General features: G+C 73.7%; 16 protein-coding genes. 11 read left to right on the top strand and 5 right to left on the bottom strand.

Going from position 1 to position 20,571, the window contains the following annotated elements:
• The first annotated feature begins 5 nt into the window (after positions 1–5).
• Genes ABZW17_RS29730 through ABZW17_RS29765 form a run of 8 tightly spaced genes read left to right on the top strand, consistent with a single transcriptional unit; the run spans position 6 to position 8,659 of the window.
• Positions 6–1,622 (top strand): thiamine pyrophosphate-binding protein, encoded by a 1,617-nt coding sequence (locus ABZW17_RS29730; protein WP_354821421.1) that lies wholly within the window; start codon positions 6–8, stop codon positions 1,620–1,622.
• A 5-nt stretch (positions 1,623–1,627) separates the two neighbouring features.
• Positions 1,628–2,260: a DJ-1/PfpI family protein gene (locus ABZW17_RS29735; RefSeq protein WP_354821666.1), complete on the top strand. Its 633-nt coding sequence runs from the start codon at positions 1,628–1,630 to the stop codon at positions 2,258–2,260.
• 44 nt (positions 2,261–2,304) lie between these two features.
• On the top strand, positions 2,305–4,119 hold the full coding sequence (locus ABZW17_RS29740; protein WP_354821424.1) for an AGE family epimerase/isomerase: 1,815 nt from the start codon (positions 2,305–2,307) through the stop codon (positions 4,117–4,119).
• Positions 4,120–4,146: 27 nt separating this feature from the next.
• A complete protein-coding gene (locus ABZW17_RS29745; protein ID WP_003077073.1) occupies positions 4,147–4,482 on the top strand; it encodes an STAS domain-containing protein in 336 nt (111 codons plus the stop codon).
• A gap of 24 nt (positions 4,483–4,506) precedes the next feature.
• Positions 4,507–6,642, top strand: coding sequence for a glycogen debranching protein GlgX (glgX, locus tag ABZW17_RS29750; protein ID WP_354821428.1), 2,136 nt, complete (start codon positions 4,507–4,509; stop codon positions 6,640–6,642).
• Positions 6,643–6,649: 7 nt separating this feature from the next.
• Positions 6,650–6,982 carry an STAS domain-containing protein gene (locus ABZW17_RS29755; protein ID WP_354821431.1) on the top strand — a complete coding sequence of 111 codons (333 nt, stop codon included), beginning with the start codon at positions 6,650–6,652 and terminating at the stop codon, positions 6,980–6,982.
• The gene (locus ABZW17_RS29760) at positions 6,982–7,464 is read left to right on the top strand and encodes an ATP-binding protein (protein ID WP_354821434.1); all 483 of its coding nucleotides are present in this window, start codon (positions 6,982–6,984) and stop codon (positions 7,462–7,464) included. Before ABZW17_RS29755 ends, ABZW17_RS29760 begins: the two co-directional genes overlap by 1 nt.
• Positions 7,433–8,659 (top strand): PP2C family protein-serine/threonine phosphatase, encoded by a 1,227-nt coding sequence (locus ABZW17_RS29765; RefSeq protein WP_354821437.1) that lies wholly within the window; start codon positions 7,433–7,435, stop codon positions 8,657–8,659. Before ABZW17_RS29760 ends, ABZW17_RS29765 begins: the two co-directional genes overlap by 32 nt.
• Positions 8,660–8,878: 219 nt before the next feature.
• Here ABZW17_RS29765 and ABZW17_RS29770 read toward each other — a convergent pair whose 3' ends face one another.
• The 3 genes from ABZW17_RS29770 to ABZW17_RS29780 all read right to left on the bottom strand — a co-directional run bounded on the left by ABZW17_RS29770 (position 8,879) and on the right by ABZW17_RS29780 (position 14,725).
• The gene (locus ABZW17_RS29770; RefSeq protein ID WP_354821440.1) at positions 8,879–11,899 is read right to left on the bottom strand and encodes a type I polyketide synthase; all 3,021 of its coding nucleotides are present in this window, start codon (positions 11,897–11,899) and stop codon (positions 8,879–8,881) included.
• Between the two features lie 225 nt (positions 11,900–12,124).
• A complete protein-coding gene (locus ABZW17_RS29775; RefSeq protein WP_354821443.1) occupies positions 12,125–12,955 on the bottom strand; it encodes a helix-turn-helix transcriptional regulator in 831 nt (276 codons plus the stop codon).
• Positions 12,956–13,153: 198 nt separating this feature from the next.
• Positions 13,154–14,725 (bottom strand): ATP-binding protein, encoded by a 1,572-nt coding sequence (locus ABZW17_RS29780; RefSeq protein WP_354821446.1) that lies wholly within the window; start codon positions 14,723–14,725, stop codon positions 13,154–13,156.
• Between the two features lie 258 nt (positions 14,726–14,983).
• Here ABZW17_RS29780 and ABZW17_RS29785 point away from each other — a divergent pair, with 258 nt between their 5' ends.
• The 3 genes from ABZW17_RS29785 to ABZW17_RS29795 are packed head-to-tail and all read left to right on the top strand — an operon-like array spanning position 14,984 to position 18,807.
• Entirely contained in the window at positions 14,984–16,009 is a 1,026-nt protein-coding gene (locus ABZW17_RS29785; protein ID WP_354821449.1) for a hypothetical protein, read from the top strand.
• A gap of 39 nt (positions 16,010–16,048) precedes the next feature.
• The gene (locus ABZW17_RS29790; RefSeq protein WP_354821452.1) at positions 16,049–17,266 is read left to right on the top strand and encodes a transposase; all 1,218 of its coding nucleotides are present in this window, start codon (positions 16,049–16,051) and stop codon (positions 17,264–17,266) included.
• Complete coding sequence (locus ABZW17_RS29795; protein WP_354821455.1) at positions 17,263–18,807, top strand: ATP-binding protein; 1,545 nt, start codon at positions 17,263–17,265, stop codon at positions 18,805–18,807. The genes ABZW17_RS29790 and ABZW17_RS29795 overlap by 4 nt, the downstream gene beginning before the upstream one ends.
• Here the strand turns inward: ABZW17_RS29795 and ABZW17_RS29800 are convergent.
• Together ABZW17_RS29800 and ABZW17_RS29805 are read right to left on the bottom strand one after the other, a co-directional pair.
• Positions 18,797–19,612, bottom strand: a complete 816-nt coding sequence (locus tag ABZW17_RS29800) for a carbohydrate ABC transporter permease (RefSeq protein ID WP_354821669.1) — start codon at positions 19,610–19,612, stop codon at positions 18,797–18,799. The genes ABZW17_RS29795 and ABZW17_RS29800 overlap by 11 nt on opposite strands.
• A gap of 32 nt (positions 19,613–19,644) precedes the next feature.
• Positions 19,645–20,556: a sugar ABC transporter permease gene (locus tag ABZW17_RS29805; RefSeq protein ID WP_354821458.1), complete on the bottom strand. Its 912-nt coding sequence runs from the start codon at positions 20,554–20,556 to the stop codon at positions 19,645–19,647.
• Positions 20,557–20,571 lie beyond the last annotated feature (15 nt).

The raw sequence follows: 20,571 nt of genomic DNA on the forward strand, positions 1-20,571 counted from the left end.
ACACGATGACCGCACGCGCGGGCCGGGTGGCGATGCTCGAGCAGTTCGCCGCCGACGGCATGACCCGGATGTTCGGCAACCCGGGCACGGTGGAACAGGGCTTCCTCGACGAGCTCGAGAACTTCCCCGGCATCGGCTACGTGCTGGGCCTGCAGGAGGCGGCGGTCGTCGGGATCGCCGACGGCTACGCCCGGGCCGGCGGCCGGCCGGCGCTCGTCCAGCTGCACACGGGCGTCGGCCTCGGCAACGGGATCGGCATGCTGTACCAGGCCATGCGGGGCCACTCGCCACTGGTGGTGATCGCGGGCGAGGCCGGGGTCCGCTACGACGCGCTCGACGCGCAGATGGCGGCCGACCTGGTCGCCATGGCGCGCCCGGTGACGAAGTACGCGACGCGGGTGCTGCACCCCGGCTCGCTGCTGCGGGTGCTGCGGCGGGCGGTGAAGATCGCGATGACCCCGCCGCGCGGCCCGGTGTTCGTCTCGCTGCCGATGGACGTGCTCGACGAGCTCACCACCGAGCCCGTGGTGCGCACGGTGGTGCCGACCCGCGCGGTGCTGCCGGTGCCGGGCGAGCTCGACCGGGCGGCCGCCCTGCTGGCCTCGGCGCAGCAGCCGATCGTGCTGCTCGGCGACGGCGTCTCGGTGTCCGGCGCGCAGGCCGAGCTGACCCGGGTGGCCGAGCTGCTCAACGCGCCGGTGTGGGGCGTGAACGACTCCGAGGTCAACATGGACACCACGCACCCGCTCCACCGCGGGCAGCTCGGGCACATGTTCGGCACGCACAGCGCGGGGATCGTCTCCCGGGCCGACGCGGTGCTGATCGCGGGCACCTACGTCTTCCCCGAGGTGTTCCCGGAACTGCGCAGCCCGTTCGCGCCCGGCGCGAAGATCGTCCACGTCGACCTGAACGACTACGAGGTGGCGAAGAACTTCCCGGTCGACGTGCCGCTGGTGGCCGACCCCAAGGCCACCCTGGCCGCGCTCGGCGACCTGCTCGCCGACGAACTGCCCGACACCGGCTGGACCGACCTCGCCCGCCACACCTGGACCGCCCCGGAGGTGACCGGGGACAGCCCGCTCGTCGAACGGTTCGCCGCCGCGCTGGCCGCGCAGGCCGGCCCGGACCTGGTGGTGTTCGACGAGGCGCTGACCGCGTCGCCCGGGCTGGTCAAGCACCTCCCGCCGCGCGTGCCGGGGACCTACTTCCTCACCCGGGGCGGTTCCCTCGGCGTCGGCATCACCGGGGCGATCGGCGCGAAGCTGGCCCGGCCGGCGGCGCAGGTCGTCGGGTTCACCGGCGACGGCGGCAGCATGTACACCCCGCAGGCGCTGTGGACCGCCGCGCGCTACGGCATCGCCGCCCGGTTCGTCGTCTGCAACAACGGCCGCTACCGGCTGCTGGACCACAACCTCGACCGGTACCGGGCCGAGCGGGGCATCGAGCCGCACGGCTACCCCGGCGGGTTCGCCCTCGGCGACCCGGAGATCGGGTTCGTCGAGCTGGCCGCGGCCATGGGCGTCGACGGCGTGCGCGTGGCCAAGGCGTCCGAAGTGGACGAAGCCGTCGAGCGGATGCTGGCCGCCACCGGCCCGTTCCTGATCGACCTGGTGACGGCGTGAGCGCGATGAAGCAGCTGGTGCCGCGCGAAGGCGGCGTGCTGACCGGGCGGACGATCGCGGTCCTGATCGAGGCGGACTACGTCGAGCCGGAACTGCACTACTACGAACGCCGGTTCGCCGAGGAGGGCGCCACCGTCCGCTGGCTGACGCGGCTCTGGGGCCAGGACTCGCTGACCTTCACCGGGCACGAGTTCGGCCTCCCGGTGACCGTCGACGACGACCTCGAGCAGGTCGACGACGAGACCCTCGCCGGCTTCGACGCGCTGATCGTGCCGTCCGGCATGGTGTCCGACCGCCTGCGCTACACCGAGGACCCGGCCCGCCTCGCCCCGGCCGTCGACCTGCTCCGCCGCGCGTTCGGCATGCCGGAGGTGCTCAAGGGCGTGATCTGCCACGGCCTGTGGCTGGTTTCGCCGATCCCCGAGCACGTCCGCGGCCGCCGGGTGACCGCGCACGTGAACCTGCTCGGCGACGTCCGCAACATGGGCGCGGTCTACACCGACCAGGACGTCGTCGTCGACGGCGACCTGGTCACCGCCCGCAGCGCCGACCACTGCCACCTGTTCGCCCGCGCGCTCATCGACCTGGTCGCCGCCCGCTCGGCGCGGCGGCCACGCCGGTGGCGGCGGGCGGGCTGAGTCCTGCACCGTCCACTTCGGATCTCCGGCCGGGAGTGCCTGCGATGACCGACTTCCCCTTCTCCGACCTGGTGGCCGCGCGCGTCACCGGTTACGACCGCCGCGCCCGGGTGGCCGACCTGCGCACGCACGACGGCCGGCCGGTGCGGGCCGAGCTCACCCCGACGACCTCGGCCCGGTTCCTGCGCAACCTCGGCGAACCGGGTGCCGACGCCACCGGTGAGCTCGACGAGCTCCTCGAACCGGGCCGTCCCCTCTTCGCCTACGGGGTGTTCTACCCGGACCGCGGCGGGCACGTCTTCGAGGTCGAGGACGTCGTGTTCTGCGGCCGGAGCGCCACCGAGTACGCGTTCGAGCACCGCGGGTGGTGGGTGCGGCAGCTCGCCGAGCTGGCCCGGTTCTACCGGCGGGCCCAGTTCGGCACCGCCGCGCACGCCGACTTCGCCGACTACCGCACGGTCCTGCGCCTGGGCGGCGACAAGAGCGACCACCACGTGCAGGAAACCGACACGATCTCGCGGCTGGTCTACGGCATGGCGTCGGCGTTCCTGCTCACCGGCGAGGAGGACTACCTGCGGGTCGCCGAAAGCGGCACCGAGTACCTGCGCGAGCACATGCGGTTCGTCGACCGCGACGAGGACGTCGTCTACTGGTACCACGGGATCGACGTCCGCGGCGGCTACCACGAGAAGCTGTTCACCTCCGAGTTCGGCGACGACTACCACGCCATCCCGGCCTACGAGCAGATCTACGCCCTCGCCGGCCCGGCCCAGACCTACCGCATCACCGGCGACCCGCGGATCGCCGACGACGCCGAGGCGACCCTGCGGCTGTTCCGGCGGTTCTTCCGGGACCCCGAGCACGGCGGGTACTTCTCGCACATCGACCCGCTCCGGCTGAGCCCGCACGAGGAGTCGCTCGGGCCCAACCGGGCGCGCAAGAACTGGAACTCGATCGGCGACCACGCGCCGGCCTACCTGGTCAACCTGTTCCTCGCCACCGGCGACGAGCGGCACGCGGACCTGCTGGAGGAGACGTTCGACCTGATCGTCGAGCACTTCCCGGACGAGGGCAGCCCCTTCGTGCGCGAGCGGTTCCACGCCGACTGGACGCCCGACACCGGGCACGGCTGGCAGCAGGACCGCGCGGTCGTCGGGCACAACCTCAAGATCGCCTGGAACCTGATGCGGATGAACGCGATCCGCCCCAAGGCCGCCTACCGCGAACTGGCCGCCCGGATCGGCAAGTCCCTGCCCGAGTACGGCGCCGACCTGCGCCGCGGCGGCTGGTACGACGTCCTCGAGCGGACGCCGGCGGCCGGGCACGGGCGGCACCGGTTCGTCTGGCACGACCGCAAGGCGTGGTGGCAGCAGGAGCAGGCGATCCTCGCCTACCTGGTGCTCGCCGGCAACGGCGGCGACCCGGCCTTCCTCGACCAGGCCCGGCAGGCTTCGGCCTTCTACAACGCCTTCTTCCTCGACCACGACGAGGGCGGCGTCTACTTCAACGTGCTCGCCTCCGGCGTCCCGTACCTGCTCGGCACCGAGCGGCTGAAGGGCAGCCACTCGATGAGCATGTACCACGCCTCCGAGCTGTGCTACCTCGCCACCGTCTACCAGCGGCTGCTGATCAGCGGCGAACCGCTGGCCCTGTGGTTCCGCCCGCGCCCCGACGGGTTTCCCGGCCGCGTGCTGCGGGTGGCGCCGGACGCGCTGCCGCCGGGCCGGGTCCGGCTGGACTGGGTCGAGGTCGACGGCCGCCCGTACGCCGGCTACGACCCCGAGCGGTTGCTCGTGCGCCTGCCCGACAGCGACGGCGAACTGACCGTCTGCGCCCACCTCTCGCCGGTGGACCGCTGATCGCCCGATGAAGACCGGAGATACGCCATGGAAGTCGCCAAGTACATGCAGGGCGCGGTCACCGTGATCGCGCTGGACGGAGAACTGGACAGCAGCACCGCCCCGAGGGTGCACGAGCAGCTCGGCGACCTGGTGCCGCCGCGCGGGCTGGTGCTCATCGACCTCGGCCGGACGTCGTACATGTCCAGCGCGGGGCTGCGGGTCCTGCTGCTGGTCTACCGGCAGGCGCAGGCCAACGGCGCCCGGCTGGCGCTCGCGTGCGCGCCGCCGGACGTCCGCGAGGTGATGGCGGCGACCGGGTTCCTCGGGTTCTTCACCGTGACCGACACGCTCGCCGAGGGGCTCGCCGCGCTCGAGCCGTGACGGCGAACCGACGCAGGAGGTGTGATGAGCTGGACGTCGTTGCCGGCGCGGATCGACGCGTACCCGACCCACCGCATCGGCGGGTTCGGGGTCCGCGCCGGGCAGCCGCTGCCCTTCGGGGCGACACCGGTGCCCGGCGGGGTCAACTTCTCGGTGTACTCGAACAACGCCACCGCGATGACGCTGGTGCTCTTCCGCGCCGGCGAGGACGAGCCGGTCGCGGAACTGCCCTTCGACGAATCCTTCCGGATCGGCGGGGTGTACGCGATGACGGTGTTCGGCCTCGACCCGGAGGCGATCGCCTACGCCTACCGCGCGGACGGCCCGTTCGCCCCGGCCGAGGGCGACCGGTTCGACGGCCGGGCGCTGCTCGTCGACCCGTACGCCACGCTCCTGTCGGGGCGCGAACGCTGGCGGTGCGGGCGGGACCGGCCGTGGCGGTCCCGGATCGCCGCCGCCGACTTCGACTGGGAAGGCGACCGGCCGCTGCGGATCCCGCCGGAGGACCTGGTCGTCTACGAGACGCACGTGCGCGGGTTCACTGCCCACCCCAGCTCGGGGGTGGGCGCGCCGGGCACGTTCGCCGGGCTGGTCGCGAAGATCCCGTACCTGGTCGAGCTCGGCGTGAACTGCGTCGAGCTGATGCCGGTGTTCGAGTTCGACGAACGGGACAACGTCCGCAGCGACCCGCGCACCGGCGAGCCCCTGGCGAACTACTGGGGCTACAACACGGTCGGCTTCTTCGCGCCGAAGGCCGGCTACGCCGCCACCGGGCGGCACGGCATGCAGGTCGACGAGTTCAAGCACACGGTCAAGGAACTGCACCGGGCGGGCATCGAGGTGCTGCTCGACGTGGTGTTCAACCACACCGCCGAGGGCGACGAGCGGGGCCCGACGCTGTCGCTGCGCGGGCTGGACAACCGCACCTACTACATGCTCACGCCCGACGGGCACTACTTCAACTTCAGCGGCACCGGCAACACGCTCAACTGCAACCACCCGGTGGTGCGTGGGTTCGTGCTGGACTGCCTGCGCCACTGGGCGGCGGAGTTCCACGTCGACGGCTTCCGGTTCGACCTCGCCGCGATCCTCGGCCGCGCCCCCGACGGCGTCCCGCTGGCCAACCCGCCGCTGCTGGAGGCGCTCGCGCACGACCCGGTGCTGCGCGACTGCAAGCTGGTCGCCGAGGTGTGGGACGCGGGCGGGCTGTTCCAGGTGGGCAGCTTCCCGGACTACTGCCGCTGGGCGGAGTGGAACGCCGGCTACCGCGACGCGCTGCGGCACTTCCTCAAAGGGGACGTCGGCAGCGTGGCCGAGCTGGCCACCCGGTTCGTCGGCTCGCCGGACCTCTACGCCCGCCGCGGCGCGGTGGCGTCGGTCAACTTCGTCACCGCGCACGACGGCTTCACGCTGCGCGATCTGGTGTCCTACAACGAAAAGCACAACGACGCCAACGGCGAGGACGGCCGCGACGGCGAGAACCACAACATCTCGTGGAACTGCGGGCACGAAGGCCCGGCCGACGGCGGCCCGGTCGCCCGGCTGCGCGACCGGCAGGTGCGCAACGCGCTGCTGATCCTGCTCACCAGCCACGGCATCCCGATGCTGCTGGCCGGCGACGAGGCCGGGCGCACCCAGCACGGCAACAACAACGCCTACTGCCACGACGACGAGCTGTCCTGGTTCGACTGGACGCTGGTCGAGCGCAACGCCGCACTGGTCGAGTTCACCCGGCACCTGATCGCCTTCCGCCGGGCGCACCCGTGCCTGCGGCGCCGCCGCCAGCCGACCGGGCGCACCCAGGGGCTGTTCCCGGACGTCAGCTGGCACGGCGTGCGCGCGTGGACGCCGGACTGGTCGCCGCACAGCCGCGTGTTCGCCGCGATGCTGTGCGCGCGCGACGCGAGCGGCACCGACGACTGCGTCTACGTGGCCGCCAACGCGCACTGGGAGCCGCACGAGCTGCAGCTGCCCGGGCTGCCGGCCGAGCTGAGCTGGCACCGGTTCGCCGACACCGGCGCCGGGCCGGGCGCGGACAGCCACGCGCCCGGCACCGAACCCCCCCTGCCCCGGCAGGACGCGGTCCGGCTGGCCCCGCGGTCGTCCGCGGTGCTGCTCGCCCGGCCGCGCCCCGCCCCGGCGCAACCGCACGAGGAGTGAGCCACCGATGAGTGTTCCCCCGGACTTCCAGGCCAAGCTCGACGTCGACGACGGGACCGCCACGGTGTGGCTGTCCGGCGAACTGGACTCGCGCTCGGCGGCCGTGCTCGACGAGCTGGTCACCCGGGCCGTCGAGCAGCGGGTCCGCCGGATCGTCCTGCTGGCGGGCGAGCTGACCTACCTGTCCTCGGCCGGGCTGCGGTGCCTGGTCTTCGCGCACCAGAAGCTGGGCCGCACCGGCGACATCGTGCTGGTCGGCGCCCGCCCGGAGGTGGCCGAGACGATCCGCCTGACCGGCTTCGACCGGGCCATCGTGATGCAGAGCCGGGCGGAGCCCTGATGGCCGCGCGCCGGCTGCTGGTCAACAGCGGCCACGACGTCAACGGCGTCCTGGCCGGGCTCGTCGCCGAGCTCGCCGCGCAGGGCGGCCTGGCGGCGCCGCAGGCCTACCGGCTGCGGCTGGCCGCGGACGAGATCACCACGAACATCGCCTGCCACGGCTACCGCGGCGCGCCGGGGGTGATCGACCTCGGCGGCTACGCGGCGCACGGCCGGGTGTGGCTCAGCATCGAGGACGACGCACCGCCGTTCGACCCGCGCGGCCACCACCCCGACCCCCGGCTGTCGGCCGAACCGCCGCTGCGCGCCGCGGGCGGCCTCGGCCTGCACCTGGCCCTGACCGTCGTCGACGAGTTCGGCTACGAGCACGTGCGCGGCCGCAACCGCAACACCCTGGTGCTGCACCGCGAACGCGGCGGGCACCGGGGCGCCACGAACGACGGAGGAAACGATGAGCGGTACGACCGCGCTACTCGTCGCTGACAGCGAAGACCCCGCCCCCGAGCTCGAGCGGGTGCTGCGCGCGCAGGACATCGGCCTGACGAAGGTCAGCGCGGCCGGGTTCGCCGAGCGGCCCGGCCGGCTCGACGCCGACGTGCTGCTGGTGTCGGCGTCGCTCGGCCTGCAGCGGGTCGCGCTGATCGCGCAGCAGGTCGCGGTGGCCGGCGCCTCGGCCACCCTGCTGGTGTTCCCGGAAGGCGAGGACTTCCAGGCGCTGGAGGCGTGCGCGCGCGGCGGGTTCGACTTCGTCGTCCCGCCGTACCTGCCGGGCCTGCTGCGGAGCCGGATGACGTCCTGCTGGGAACGCTGGCAGCTGACCATGACGGTGGAGGAGATGGCGGCCGCGGCGAGCGTGCGCGAGTACGAACGCGACCTGAGCATCGCCCGGGAGATCCAGTCCGGGTTCCTGCCGCAGGAGCTGCCGTCGGCGCCGGGCTGGGAGTTCGCGTCGCGGTTCCGCCCGGCGCGCCAGGTGGCCGGCGACTTCTACGACGGCTTCGAGCTGGTCAACGGCCGCCGGCTGGGGTTCGTCGTCGCCGACGTCTGCGACAAGGGCATCGGCGCGGCGCTGTTCATGGCCCTGATCCGGACCCTGCTGCGGCACACCGCCGAGCACACCGGCACCTGGAGCCCGGTGGACGCCGTGCCCGAGGTGGCGCCGGCCGGCGCGGTGCTGCCGCCGCTGCTGTCCCTCGGCGCCGGCCCGCTGATCCAGGCCGTGCTCGGCACCAACCGGTACATGGCGCGCAACCACCTGCGGCAGGGCTACTTCGCCACGGTGTTCTTCGGCGTGCTCGACCCGGCGTCCGGCGCGCTGCTGTACATCAACGGCGGCCACAACCCGCCGGTCCTGGTGCGCTCCGGCGGCGGGCACGAGCTGCTCACCCCGACCGGGCCGGCCGTCGGCATGATGCCCGGCAGCGCGTACACGCTCGGCCACACGAGCCTCCAGCGCGGCGACACGCTGTTCCTCTACACGGACGGGGTCGTCGAGGCCCGCGACCGGGCGGGCGCGCTGTTTGGCATGGACCGGATGACCGCGGTGGCCGGGCGCGCGGGGACGGCGGCCGAAAAACTGCTGCTGGAGATGGAGGACACGCTGTCGCGGTTCGTCTCCGGCGCGGAGCAGTCCGACGACATCACGATGCTGGCGCTGCACCGGCGGAGCCGCCCGTGACGCGGTACCCCGGCCGCGATCGCGCCGGCCCGCACCGGGCCGGCGCGATCGCCGTGTTCGAGTGCGGTCGTGGCGTGTTCGCGGACCGCGAGGTTCGGCCTCGGGCGGACCGAGCGCGGAGACCCGGTGGCTCACCCGCGCCGGTTCCTCCACAGTGGACTGCCGGCACCGCGGGGCCCGTGGCGGCCACCCGTGGGGGAGGCGGCCGCCACGGGCCGGTCAGGATGCCTGGTCGGCGTCGACCGCTCCCGGCAGCCGGTCGTGCACCAGCTCGGCCAGCTCCGCGATCGACGGGGCCTGCAGCAGCTCACGCACGCTGATCGTGATGTCCAGATCGGACCGCAGCCGGTAGGCCAGCTTCACCGCGAACAGCGAGTTGACCCCCAGCTGCGTCAGCGGCACGTCGAGATCCACCTCGCCGGTGTCGATGCCGAGCAGCGCCGCCGTGCGGCGGAGCAGGTCCTCGGCGCACTCCTCCGGGGTGCCCGGGTCCCGCCGGGGGCGGTCGGCCTGCTCGTCGTACCGTTCGCCGGCGGGGACGTGCCGGTGGGGCAGCGCGATGACCGGCGAGGTCCACGCCCCGGCGCCGTCGTCCACCCAGAACCGCTCGCCCTGCCACGGGTAGCCGGGCAGCGGCACGAAGGCGCCTTCGGTCAGCCGCGCCCAGTCCGGGTCGCAGCCCGCCTCGTACGCGGTCGCCAGCGCCCGCAGCATCGTCGCCGCCTCGGGTCCTTCCCGCTCGAGCGAGCCGGTGACGGTGGCGGCGGCCGCGCCCGCGGCCTCGATGCCGTCCTCGATCGCCGCGTGCAGGATCGGGTGCGGGCTGATCTCGACGAACAGCACCGGCCGCGGATCGGCCAGCACCGCGCCGACGGCGTCGGCGAACCGGACCGGCAGGCGCAGGTTGTCCGCCCAGTAGCGGCCGTCCAGCTCGGCGCCGCCGACCACGCGGTTCCGCACGGTCGAGTGCAGCGGCACCCCGCCTTCGCGCGGGCGCAGCCCGGCGAGCGTCCGTTCGATGTCCGGGCAGAGCCCGGCCACCTGCGGCGCGTGCGAGGCGTAGTCGACCTGCACCTGCCGGCAGTGGACGCCGGTCGCGCGCAGCGGCGCGACGACCGCGGCGAGCGCACCGGGGTCGCCGGAAAGCACCGTCGCGTGCGGGCTGTTGACCACCCCGACGCAGACCCGGTCGGCGTGCGCGCCGATGGCACGGGCCGCCGGTTCCTCGCCCAGCTGCACCGCCCACATCGCACCCGGCGTCCGGCGGCGGGCCAGCAGGCCGCTGCGCCGGCAGATCACCGCGGCGCCTTCGGCGACCGTCAGCGCGCCGGCCGTCACCGCGGCGGCCACCTCGCCCATGCTGTGCCCGATCAGCAGCCCCGGCTCGACGCCCCGGCCGCGCCAGCTCGCGGCCAGCGCCACCTGCACCGCCCACAGCACCGGCTGCACCTCGTCCATAGTGGACAGTGTGCGGCCCGATTCCAGCGCGGCCAGCACGGAGAACCCGGCTTCGTCGCACACCGCCCGGTCGCATTCGGCCAGGCGCGCGGCGAACACCGGATCGGTGCGCAGCAGTTCGCGGCCCATGCCGGGCCACTGCGAACCCTGCCCGGGGAAGACGAACACCACCCGGGGCGCGTGCACCGGCGCCGGCCGGGCACCGCGGCCGCCGGCCACCGCGATCAGCTCGTCGGCGAGCTCCGCCCGGGTGCGGCCCACCACCGCCACCCGGCGCTCGTGGTGCGTGCGCCGCGTCCCGGCGGTGTGGCAGACGTCCGCGGCGGACGGCCCGCCGGGCGCGCTGAGCAGTTCGGCGGTCGCCGCGGCGAGCGTTCGCAGGGCCGTGGGATCCTTGGCGGACAACGGAAGCAGGTACGCCGGGGCCTCCGCGCGGCGAGGCGTGGCGCGGGCCGCCAGCGGTGCTTCGGACAGCACGGTGTGCGCGTGGCCGCCGGAGAGGCCGAACGCGCTCACCCCGGCGAGCGCCGGGCGGCCGATCGGGGTGAGCGGCGTCCGTTCCCGCGCCAGCCGCAGCGGGCCGCCCGGTTCGTCGAAGACGGCCAGCGGGGTGCGCACGTGCAGGGTTTCCGGCAGCTCCCGGTGGTACAGCGCGAGCGCGGCCTTCAGCAGGCCGACCGCCCCGCCCGCGCCTTCCAGGTGACCGACGTTGGACTTCGCCGAGCCGACCAGGCACGGCCGGGCCGGATCGCGCTCTTCGCCGAGCACGGTGGCCAGTGCCGACAGCTCGACCGGGTCGCCCGCCGGTGTGCCCGGCCCGTGCGCCTCGACGAAGTCCACGTCGGCCGGTGAGACCCCGGCGTCCTCGTAGGCGGTGCGCAGCAGGACTTCCTGGCTCGACACCCCGGGGCTGGTGAGGCTGCCGCCGCTGCGGCCGTCCCCGCGCACCGCCGTGCCGATGATCGTCGCGTAGGTCCGGTCGCCGTCGGCGTCCGCGTCCTCCTGACGCTTGAGGACGAGCACCACGGCCCCTTCGCTGCGCACGTAGCCGTCCGCGTCGCGGTCGCCGAACCGGCAGCGCCCGGTGGGGGAGAGCAGCTCCGCCTCGCTCAGCGCGAAGTACGGGTCCGGCGACAGCAGCAGGTTCGCGCCGCCGACGATGGCCAGGTCGATTTCCCCGGACCGCAGGGCGCGGCCGGCGACGTGCACCGCCAGCAGCGCGGTGGCGCAGGTGGACTCCAGCGCCATGGTCGGGCCGCGGACGTCGAGGTGGTAGGCGATCCGGCCCGCGGCCATCCCGCCCGCCTCGCCGCCCATCGCCGCGTGCAGGTCGTGCCGGCCCGCCGCGCGCAACACGTCCCAGTATCCGGAATTGCACATGTTCACGTAGACGCCGGTATTCGAGCCGGCCAGTTCGGGCGCGGTCCGGCCGGCGTCTTCCAACGCCTGCCAGGTGACTTCGAGGAGCATCCGCTGCTGCGGGTCCATCTGCTCCGCTTCGTTGGGCAGAATGCCGAAGAAACGTGCGTCGAATTGGTCGATCCGATCCAGGAAGCCACCGCTTCGGCTGCGGATCGTGTGCGGCTTTCCCATTTCGGGGGAGAACCACCGGTCGATGTCGAAACGGTCGTCCGGCACTTCGGTGATGGTGTCCCGGCCGGTTCGCAGCACCTCCCAGAACTGCGCCGGAGTGTCGGCGCCGGGCAGCCGGCAGCCGGCCCCGACAATGGCGACGCCCTGCTCGGCGGGAGTTTGCCGGGCATGGTCCCTGCTCGTCCTCAAGATCATAACTTCCCCTCGTGCAGCCACGGGTCATCATCGGCGATCCCGGAATGGCGGGCCTGGCCTTTATTGCTCGTTCCCCAGTCGGCGGATCTTCGCTCGGGGCCGCAACCACTTGCACAGGGGCCGGCAATACCGAGCACGATCGGCACACTGCGCACAGCCTGTCTCGCCGACCGACCGGTGGTCAACGACCAAATAACGGAATGCCGAAACGCGCGGCCGCTATTCGGCGCCGGCGGGCAGGTGCAGCACGACGCCGGAGGGCGTGAACTCCGGCGACTGCAGGACGACGATCCGCATCGCCTGGACCCCGAGGTGCCCGTGCCGGAACAGCCGCACGGCCGACCGGTGTTCCAGCACTTCGTGGCTCTCCCACCAGTCGCCGAAGGCGGGGCTGAGCCGGGTGAACTCGGCGATCCGCGCGCGGATGTGCGGGTCGTCGGGGTGGCGGGCGCACTCGGCGCGCCAGCGGGCCACCGTGTCCTGGGTGACCGCTTCCCAGTCCACCAGGCGTTCCCGGGCCAGTGGCGAGGACAGCAGCCAGTGCAGGAAGTTGCGGTGCCCCGGTGCCAGGGCCGACCAGTCGTCGTACCACTCGCAGGCCGCCTGGTTCCAGGCGACGAGTTCGCAGTACTGGTCGCCGGCGTAGACCGGGTACGGGCTGTCGTCGAACTGCGCGACGACCTGGCGGATGAGGTCGGTCGCGGTGACGTCCGTGGTCAGCGGCGCGGTCTGGACGACCGAGCCGTGCGCGAGGCTGTGCACGTACCGGCGTTCGTCCTCGGTCAGCCGCAGGACGCGGGCCAGGCTGTCGAGGACTTCGCGCGAGGGCTGGATCCCGCGGCCCTGTTCGAGGTAGGTGTACCAGGTGGGACTCAGCCCGGCGAGGACGGCGACCTCCTCGCGCCGCAGCCCGACGGTGCGCCGCCGCGGCCCGGCGGGCAGCCCGACCTCGTCCGGCGTGATCCGCTCGCGTCTGCTGCGCAGGAACTTGGCCAGTTCCCGCCGGCTGTCACCGGCCGTGGACATGCCGGCCTCGGGCGCGATGGGCAAACGGACGAAAATCCCCCAGGCAATGGGCCATTCGGACAGCATACGGGCCGGACCGGTCGCATCCGGGCGGCCACGGCGGTCCGCTGGTGTGAACTATCCGCCGATATCCGGCGAAACGACCTAAGAGGACCAATCACCCGGGGACCGAGCGAACCGGAATGGGGCCGGGTGGTCCTTTCTTCGGACGTCCTTTCGTGCTCAGGAGACCTGCACCCCACCGGACCGCGCGGCGGCGGTCAACGCGGCCATGGCCACGGCGACCTTCCACCCGCAGTCCGGCGCGGCGGCGTGGAATTCGCCGGCCAGCGAGGTGGCCTCGGTGATCCGCCCGGCGAGCAGCAGCGCATCGATGAGGTAGGCCCGCAGGTAGGGCGCCATCCAAGGGAGAACGGCCCGATCGGCCTCGGCGAGCACGAGCGCCCGCCGCAGGTGCGACACGGCCGCGGCCCCGCGCCCGAGATCGAGGTGCCCGATGGCGGCGGCGGCGTGGGCGAAGAGGGCGGCGTGCCGGTCCCGGTGGTGCGTGAGACCGGAAAGGACACCGGCGGCCTCGGAACCCCGCCCGGCCACCGCGAGCAGCCAGCCCCGGTAGGCGTGCAGGCGATCCCGGTGGGGCGACGCGGCGGCCGCGGCGGCGAGGAGGGCATCGGCTTCGCCGGGGTTCCGGCGCCCGAAGGCGAGGCACATGGCGCGGAGGAGGAGGGGGTGCGGATCATCGGGGTGCCCGGCGGCCGCACCGGGCCCGTTTTCCGGGGCACCGCCGAAACTTTCGCCGGGTGTGGCGCGGTCGGGCACCGCGTCCGAACCTGCGCTGCGGCCGCTCTCCGCGCCTGCGCCGCGGAGGTCCAGCACAGCGCCCATCCCGGCCCCGCCTGCCCCACGCCCGTCCAGCGCGTCGAACGCCTCCGCCGCCCGCCCCCGCAGCAGGTGCACCGCCGCCTGCACCAGGGCCACCTCGCCGCCCGCGCCGCTCCACGCCGCCAGCCGGCACAGGTCCTCCACCTGGTCCAGGGCCAGGGACTCCCACGCCCGCGCGACCGCCGCCAGCAGGTGCGCGACACCGCGGCACGTCAACGCCGGTCCCTCGGCCGGCGGCGAATCCGCCAGGCGCCACCGGCCGCCCTCGCGGACCATCCGCCCGCGCAGGTCCTGGCGGACCACGATGTCGTGCAGCAGCCCCGGATTGCCCGCCGTGGCCGCGTGCAGCGCCTCCGTCGTGGCCGAACGGACCGGGCCGTCCACCAGCCGGGCCACCACCGCGCCCACCTCGTCGACCGACAGCGGGGGCAGCCGGAGCGTCTGGATGCCGCGTTCGTAGCGCAGGCAGTCCACCGGGTCGCCGCCGCCCGGGCGCGGGGCCGGGATCGGGTGGGTCAGCAGCAGGAACGCGCCCGCGTGCCGGTTGAGGTGCTGCAGCACCAGCATCGTCGCGTGGTCGGCCAGGTGCGCGTCGTCGGCCAGCAGCACGGGACGGCGGCCCGCGGCCCGCGCCCGCACCGCGTCCGCGACCTCCCGCACGGCGTCGCGACCCGCCGGCCGCCCGCCGGACGGCAGCAGGTGCCGCAGCGACGAGAACGGCTCGTGCCCGCCCGGGCGGACCTCGAGCAGCGCGTCCCGCCCGGGATCGAGGCCCGCCAGCGCTTTGCGCACCACGCTGGTACGGCCGATGCCAGGCTCCCCGACGACCACGAGCGGATCCGGCGCGCGTTCGGCGAGGCGGGACCGGATCCGTTCGAGGTGCTCGGCCCGGCCGACGAAGTGCCAGTCCATCGGAGTCCCCTTTCCGCTGGTGGATGAGTGTTCACGCTCGCCCGGACAGGGGAACCGGTCAAGATCGAGCTGACGGAGTGTGACCACTTCCGTCACTCAACCGAGTGCAGGCATTCCCAGTACCACTACAAGCCGGTTCTGTTTGGCCGGCGTTCACCGGCGCAAGCTCGAAGAACTGGACGGACTGGAGGCCGGTGGGATGAGCAGGCGGGTGCGGCACGGCGGAGATCCACGGCGACCGGCCTCGGCGGTGATCCGGTGATCCCGGCGGCCCTGCTGCTCGCCGGGATCACCCTGCTCGCGGTGACCGGGTTGAGCGTGCTGCGCACGGTGTTCACCCCGCGGCAGCGGTCCGGCCGGCTGATGCGGCTGGCCGTGCGGGCGGTCGGCGGCGGGGGAGCCGCCCTCGCCCGGTGGCTGCCGCCCGGTGGCCGCGAGCGCGTGCTGGACCTGTGCGCTCCGCTCGCCCTGATGCTCGTCGGCGGCGGCTGGCTGGCCGCCACCTTCCTCGGTGCCGCCCTGCTCGTCCCGGCGCTGGCGGGCATCCCGCCGACCCCGGGCGGGATCGCGCGGTTCATGGTGCTGCGCGACGACTCCGGGGCGGCGGCCCTGCTCGCCGTCGCGGGCTGGCTCGCCGTGCTGCAGGTGCTGCTGGTCTTCGGGCTGCACCTCTCGCGGATCGTCGCCGCCTACAGCCGTCGCGAACGGATGGTCGCCGAGCTGTGCACGCACAGCACCAAGCCGTCCGAGGCGGAGTTCCTGCTCGCCGAGCACCTGCGGTTCGGCTCGCGGGAGCACCTCGACGACCTGTTCCGGCAGTGGACGGGCTGGCTGGCCGACATCCGGGCGACCCACACCGGCTACCCGGCGCTGACCTGCTTCCGGCCCGCCAGCGAGCTGTGCTGGCTGGACGCGGCGGTGCTGGTGCTCGACGCCGCCGCGCTGACCCACGCCGTCGCACCGGCGTGGGCCCCGCACAGCGCGCGGTCGGTGCTCGACGCCGGTTCGAGCTGCCTGCCCGCACTGGCCAGGCAGCTCGGCATCGACCTGCCGCGGCCCGCGGTGAGCCTCCAGGGGAGGGAGGAACGCGGGTTCGAACACAGCGTCCGCGTGGCGGTGCTCGCCGGGCTGCCCGAGCAGCGCGGGTACGGCGAGGCGTGGGCGCACTTCCAGGACTGGCGCACGCGGTACGCGCCGCAGGCCGCGGCGATGCGTGTCCGGCTGCACTACGCCCACGGCGAGGAAGAGCTCGCCGTGTGCCGGGTCGGCCGCGCCGCGGCCTGATCCACGCACGGCACGAGAAGCAAACCGTTTGGGGGAACCATGACCACTGCCCGCATCGAGAGCTTCGTCCCGGTCGCACCCGCCGATCCGGTGGACCTGTCCGCCTTCTGCCAAGACCTGTTCGCCTCCTTCGCCCGCTCCGACCAGCGGCGCTGGGGCGAGGTGTACGTCCGCGGGCTGTACTCCCTGCCCGGCCGCAAGACGATCCGCCGGATCTCCGACCACGTCGTCGGCTGGCGCGCCGACCAGTCGCTGCAGCAGTTCGTCAACCAGAGCCCGTGGCACTGGGCGCCGGTCCGCGCCGCGCTGGCCCGCGCGGTCGCGGGCACGCTGCGGCCGCGGGCGCTGGTGATCGCCGAAGCGGTGTTCCCGAAGAACGGCGCCAGCTCGGTCGGCGTGGCCAAGCAGTTCGCCCCGAGCAGCCAGCGGGTGCTCAACTGCCAGCTGGGCCTGGCCGTGTTCCTGGCCTGCGACGAAGGCAGCGTTCCGGTCGACTGGCGGCTGCAGCTCCCGCGGGAGTGGGACGAGGACAGCGGCCGCCGGACGCGCTCGCGGGTGCCGCCGGGGGAGCGGCACCGGCCGCGCTGGGCGCACGTCATGGAGATGCTGGACGAGATGCTCGACGGCTGGGACCTGCCCGCGCTGCCGGTGCTCGTCGACGCCCGGCACGAGCGGCACGTCGAGGCGCTGCTGCGCGGGCTGGAGCGCCGCGGCCTGCACTACGTCGTGCAGGTTTCGGAAGACACCCCGGTGGCGGGCGCGGTGCCCGCGGCCGCGCTGGGCGCGCCGCAGCCGAGGACCGCGGGTGAGCTGGTGCGCCAGGCCCGCCGGCTCGGCCGGATGACGATGAACTGGCGGGAGACCGCGCACGGGCCGGCGAGCATTTCGCAGTTCGTGCTGGCCCCGCTGGCCGCCACCGGGCGCACCGCGCCCGCACCGGCGCGGCTGCACCGCGGCACCCGGCAGCTGCTGGCCGAGCGGGTGTCCGGCCGGCCGCAGCCGGACCTGATCCACCTGACCAACATCACCCAGGCCCGGATGCCGGACCTGGTGCACCTGGTGCGCCGCCACCGCGGCGTCGCCGAGGGGCTGGCCCGGCTGCACGACGAATCGGGGCTGGCCGACTTCGAGGGCCGCTCCTTCCGCGGCTGGCACCACCACGTGACGCTGGCGTCGGTGGCGCACGCCTACCGTGTCCTGCAGGAGAACGCCGGCGTGCCGGAGACCGGCGACGCGTGGATCCGGCCGTACGCATGACCCCGGTGACGGGCGCCCGGTTGCGCGCCATCGAGCTGTTCGCGGCGCTCGACGACGAGCGCCGGACCTGGCTGGCGGCGGCCGGCACGCGGCAGCTCCTGCGGGACGGCGAGCAGCTGTTCGACGACGGCCAGCCCGCGGAGCACTTCTACGTGCTGCTGGCGGGCGAACTGTTGCTGAGCAAGCGGATCGACGGCCGCGAGCAGATCGTCGGACGTCACTTCGCCGACCCGGCCGCGGCACCGCACGCGGCCGGCAAACCCCCGGCAGCGCACCAGTACACGGGCGAGCTCCCCCTCCTGGCGGGCGGCGGCTACGTGGCCGCGGCGACGGCGGTCGGCCCGGTGGAACTGCTCGCGTACGACCGCGAAACCTTCCTGCGGATGCTGGTGCGCTGCCCGGAGATCTGTCGCGTGCTGCTGCCCGTGCTGGTCTGGCGGATCCGTTCCTACGAAGCCCAGGCGGGGCGGCGCACGATGATGGAGGGCCTGGGGACGTTGGCCGCGGGCCTGGCCCACGAGCTCAACAACCCGGTGGCGGCCCTGGTCCGCGCGGCGGCTTCGTTCGAGGCCACGGCCGCGGAACTGACGGCGACGGCGACGGCGTGGGGAGCCGCGGCGTCACCCGGCGAGCGGGCGGCGCTGGACCGGCTGACGGCCGCCGCCGGGCCGGCCGGCGAGCGGGTCTCGCCGGACCGGCTGACGCCCGGTTCGGCCGCCGGCGAGCGGGTCTCGCCGGGCCGGCCGACGATCGGCTCGGCCGCCCCCGAGCGGGTTTCGCCGGACCGGCTGGTCAGCGGTGCCCAGCCGGATCCCCTGGCGGCCGCGGAGGCCGTCGATGCGGTGGCCGACTGGCTCACCGCCGCCGGCCTCAACGACGCCGCCGACCTCGCCCCGCCCCTCTCCACCCTCACCACCGCCGCCCTCGACACGCTGGCCGCCGCCGTGCGACCGGACGTGCTCGACCTCGCCGTCCGGCTGCTCGCCGGGCGGCTCTCCGCCCAAGGTCTCGCCGAGGACGCCCGCTCCGCCGGCCGGGCGATCAGTGCCCTGGTCGCCTCGGCGGCCGCCTACTCCGACCTCGGCCGCGCCCCGGACCGCGAGGTCGACGTCGTCGAAGGGCTCGAGGCGACGCTGCGCGTGCTCGCCCCGACGTTGACCGGCCTCGCCGTCGTCCGCGACTACGCGCCGCTGCCGCCGGTCATCGCGCACCTCGGGGAGCTCAACCAGGTCTGGACCCACCTCGTCCGCAACGCCGTGCAGGCCATGGGCGGCCGCGGCGAACTGCGGCTGACCACCCGCCGGGAGGGCCCGTGCGCGGTCGTCGAGGTGCGCGACAGCGGCCCGGGGATCCCGCCGGACCTGCTGCCGCGGCTGTTCCAGCCCTTCTTCACCACCAAGGACATCGGCCGCGGCACCGGCCTCGGCCTGCACCTGTGCCACGAGATCGTCGCGCTCCGGCACAACGGCTCGATCGAGGCGGTGTCGGCGCCCGGCGACACGCGGTTCGTGGTCCGGCTGCCGGGCGTGGTCAGTCCTTGACCGCCCCGGCGGCCAGCCCGGTGCGCCAGAACCGTTGCAGCGCCAGGAAAGCCAGGATCAGCGGGATGATGGACAGCAGCGATCCGGTGACGACGACGGCCTTCAGGTCGGGGTCGCGGGTGATCTGGGTGTTGAGCGTGTACAGGCCGAGCGTCACCGGGTACAGCCGGTCGCTGGTCAGCATCACCAGGGGGAGCAGGAAGTTGTTCCAGATCGCGACGAACTGGAACAGGAAGATCGTGACCAGCGCCGGAGCCATCAGGCGCAGGCTCACCGTGTAGAACATGCGCACGTCACCGGCGCCGTCGATGCGGCCGGCTTCCAGGATTTCGTCCGGGACGGACGCCGCCGCGTACACCCGGGCGAGGTAGACCCCGAACGGGCTGATCATGCTCGGCAGCAGCACCGACCACGCCGTGTTCGTCAGCCCCGCCCCGGCGAGCATGAGGAACAGCGGGACGGCGAGCGCGGTCGGCGGCACGAGCACCCCGGCGAGCACCGCGGAGAAGGTGAAAGACCGCCCGCGGAAGCTGAACTTCGCGAGCGCGTACCCGGCCATCGCCGACAGCAGCGTCGCCGCCGCGGCGCCGACCACCGAGTACAGCGCGCTGTTGGCCAGCCAGCGCAGGTAGAGGCCGTCCCCGAAGGTCACGGTGTCGTGCAGGTTCTGCCCGAGGTGGTTGCCGGAGAACCACAGCCCGAACGTGGTCGACAGGTCGGAGGCGGACTTCGTCGCCGAAATCGCCAGCCACACCACGGGCAGCAGGAAGTAGACGGCGGCCACGAACATCGCCGTGGTCACCACGACGGACGAACTCCGGGTGCTCGGCTGGGTGGTCACAGGGCGGCCCTCGCACGGGTGATCCGGAAGAACAGCCACGACAGGATCGCGATGAGCAGCGTGACGAGCACGCTCATCGCGGCGCCGAGGCCGTAGTTCTGGGCGGAAATCTGGGCGTAGGCGGCCATCGACGGGGTGTAGGACGACGAAACCGCGCTCGAAACCCCGGCCATCACCTGGGGTTCGGTGAACAGCTGGAACGTGCCGATGATGGAGAACACGCCGGTCAGCACGAGCGACGGCGCGATCACCGGCACCTTGATCCGCCAGGCGATCGCCCAGCCGGACGCACCGTCGAGCCGGGCCGCTTCGTACAGCTGGGTCGGGATCGCCTGCAGCGACGAGTAGAGGATCAGCATGTTGTACCCGGTGAACGTCCACGTGACGATGTTCGCGATCGAGTACAGGATCACGTTGCCGGACAACAGGTCCGGGTGGATCCCGGCCGGGTCGAGCAGCTGGTTGACCGGCGACAGGTTCGGCGCGTAGAAGAAACCCCACATCACCGCGGCGATCACGCCGGGCACCGCGTACGGCAGGAAGAACGCGAGCCGGAAGAACCGCCGCAGCCGCACGACCGCCGAGTCCAGGGCCAGCGCCAGGACCAGCGCGAGGCCGAGCATGACCGGGATCTGGACGACCCCGAACAGCAGCACCCGCCCGACCGAGCCGGTGAACCCGGCGTCGCCGAGCGCCGCGGTGTAGTTGCCGAGCCCGGCGAACACCTCGACGGGCCGGCCGTAGGTCGAGGTCCGGGTGACGGCGGTGAAGCTCTTCACCACCGCCACGACGATCGGGGCCACGTAGAACACCGCGAACCCCACCAGGAACGGGGCCAGCAGCAGCCACGCGGCGCGCGTGCTGGTCCCCGCCCGCCGCCGGCGTGCCACCCGGGGGCGGGCGGGCACGCCGGCGGCGGTTCG

It is taken from the genome of Amycolatopsis sp. NPDC004625, from assembly GCF_040609695.1.
In the GTDB taxonomy this organism is placed as follows: domain Bacteria; phylum Actinomycetota; class Actinomycetes; order Mycobacteriales; family Pseudonocardiaceae; genus Amycolatopsis.

What these genes read in the sequence shown, in the direction of transcription:
- ABZW17_RS29755 (WP_354821431.1), top strand. Translation starts at nt 6,650, where the DNA reads ATGAGTGTTCCCCCGGACTTCCAGGCCAAGCTCGACGTCGACGACGGG.
- ABZW17_RS29735 (WP_354821666.1), top strand. Translation starts at nt 1,628, where the DNA reads ATGAAGCAGCTGGTGCCGCGCGAAGGCGGCGTGCTGACCGGGCGGACG.
- ABZW17_RS29760 (WP_354821434.1), top strand. Translation starts at nt 6,982, where the DNA reads ATGGCCGCGCGCCGGCTGCTGGTCAACAGCGGCCACGACGTCAACGGC.
- glgX (WP_354821428.1), top strand. Translation starts at nt 4,507, where the DNA reads ATGAGCTGGACGTCGTTGCCGGCGCGGATCGACGCGTACCCGACCCAC.
- ABZW17_RS29745 (WP_003077073.1), top strand. Translation starts at nt 4,147, where the DNA reads ATGGAAGTCGCCAAGTACATGCAGGGCGCGGTCACCGTGATCGCGCTG.
- ABZW17_RS29740 (WP_354821424.1), top strand. Translation starts at nt 2,305, where the DNA reads ATGACCGACTTCCCCTTCTCCGACCTGGTGGCCGCGCGCGTCACCGGT.
- ABZW17_RS29795 (WP_354821455.1), top strand. Translation starts at nt 17,263, where the DNA reads ATGACCCCGGTGACGGGCGCCCGGTTGCGCGCCATCGAGCTGTTCGCG.
- ABZW17_RS29780 (WP_354821446.1), bottom strand. Translation starts at nt 14,725, where the DNA reads ATGGACTGGCACTTCGTCGGCCGGGCCGAGCACCTCGAACGGATCCGG.
- ABZW17_RS29765 (WP_354821437.1), top strand. Translation starts at nt 7,433, where the DNA reads ATGAGCGGTACGACCGCGCTACTCGTCGCTGACAGCGAAGACCCCGCC.
- ABZW17_RS29730 (WP_354821421.1), top strand. Translation starts at nt 6, where the DNA reads ATGACCGCACGCGCGGGCCGGGTGGCGATGCTCGAGCAGTTCGCCGCC.
- ABZW17_RS29790 (WP_354821452.1), top strand. Translation starts at nt 16,049, where the DNA reads ATGACCACTGCCCGCATCGAGAGCTTCGTCCCGGTCGCACCCGCCGAT.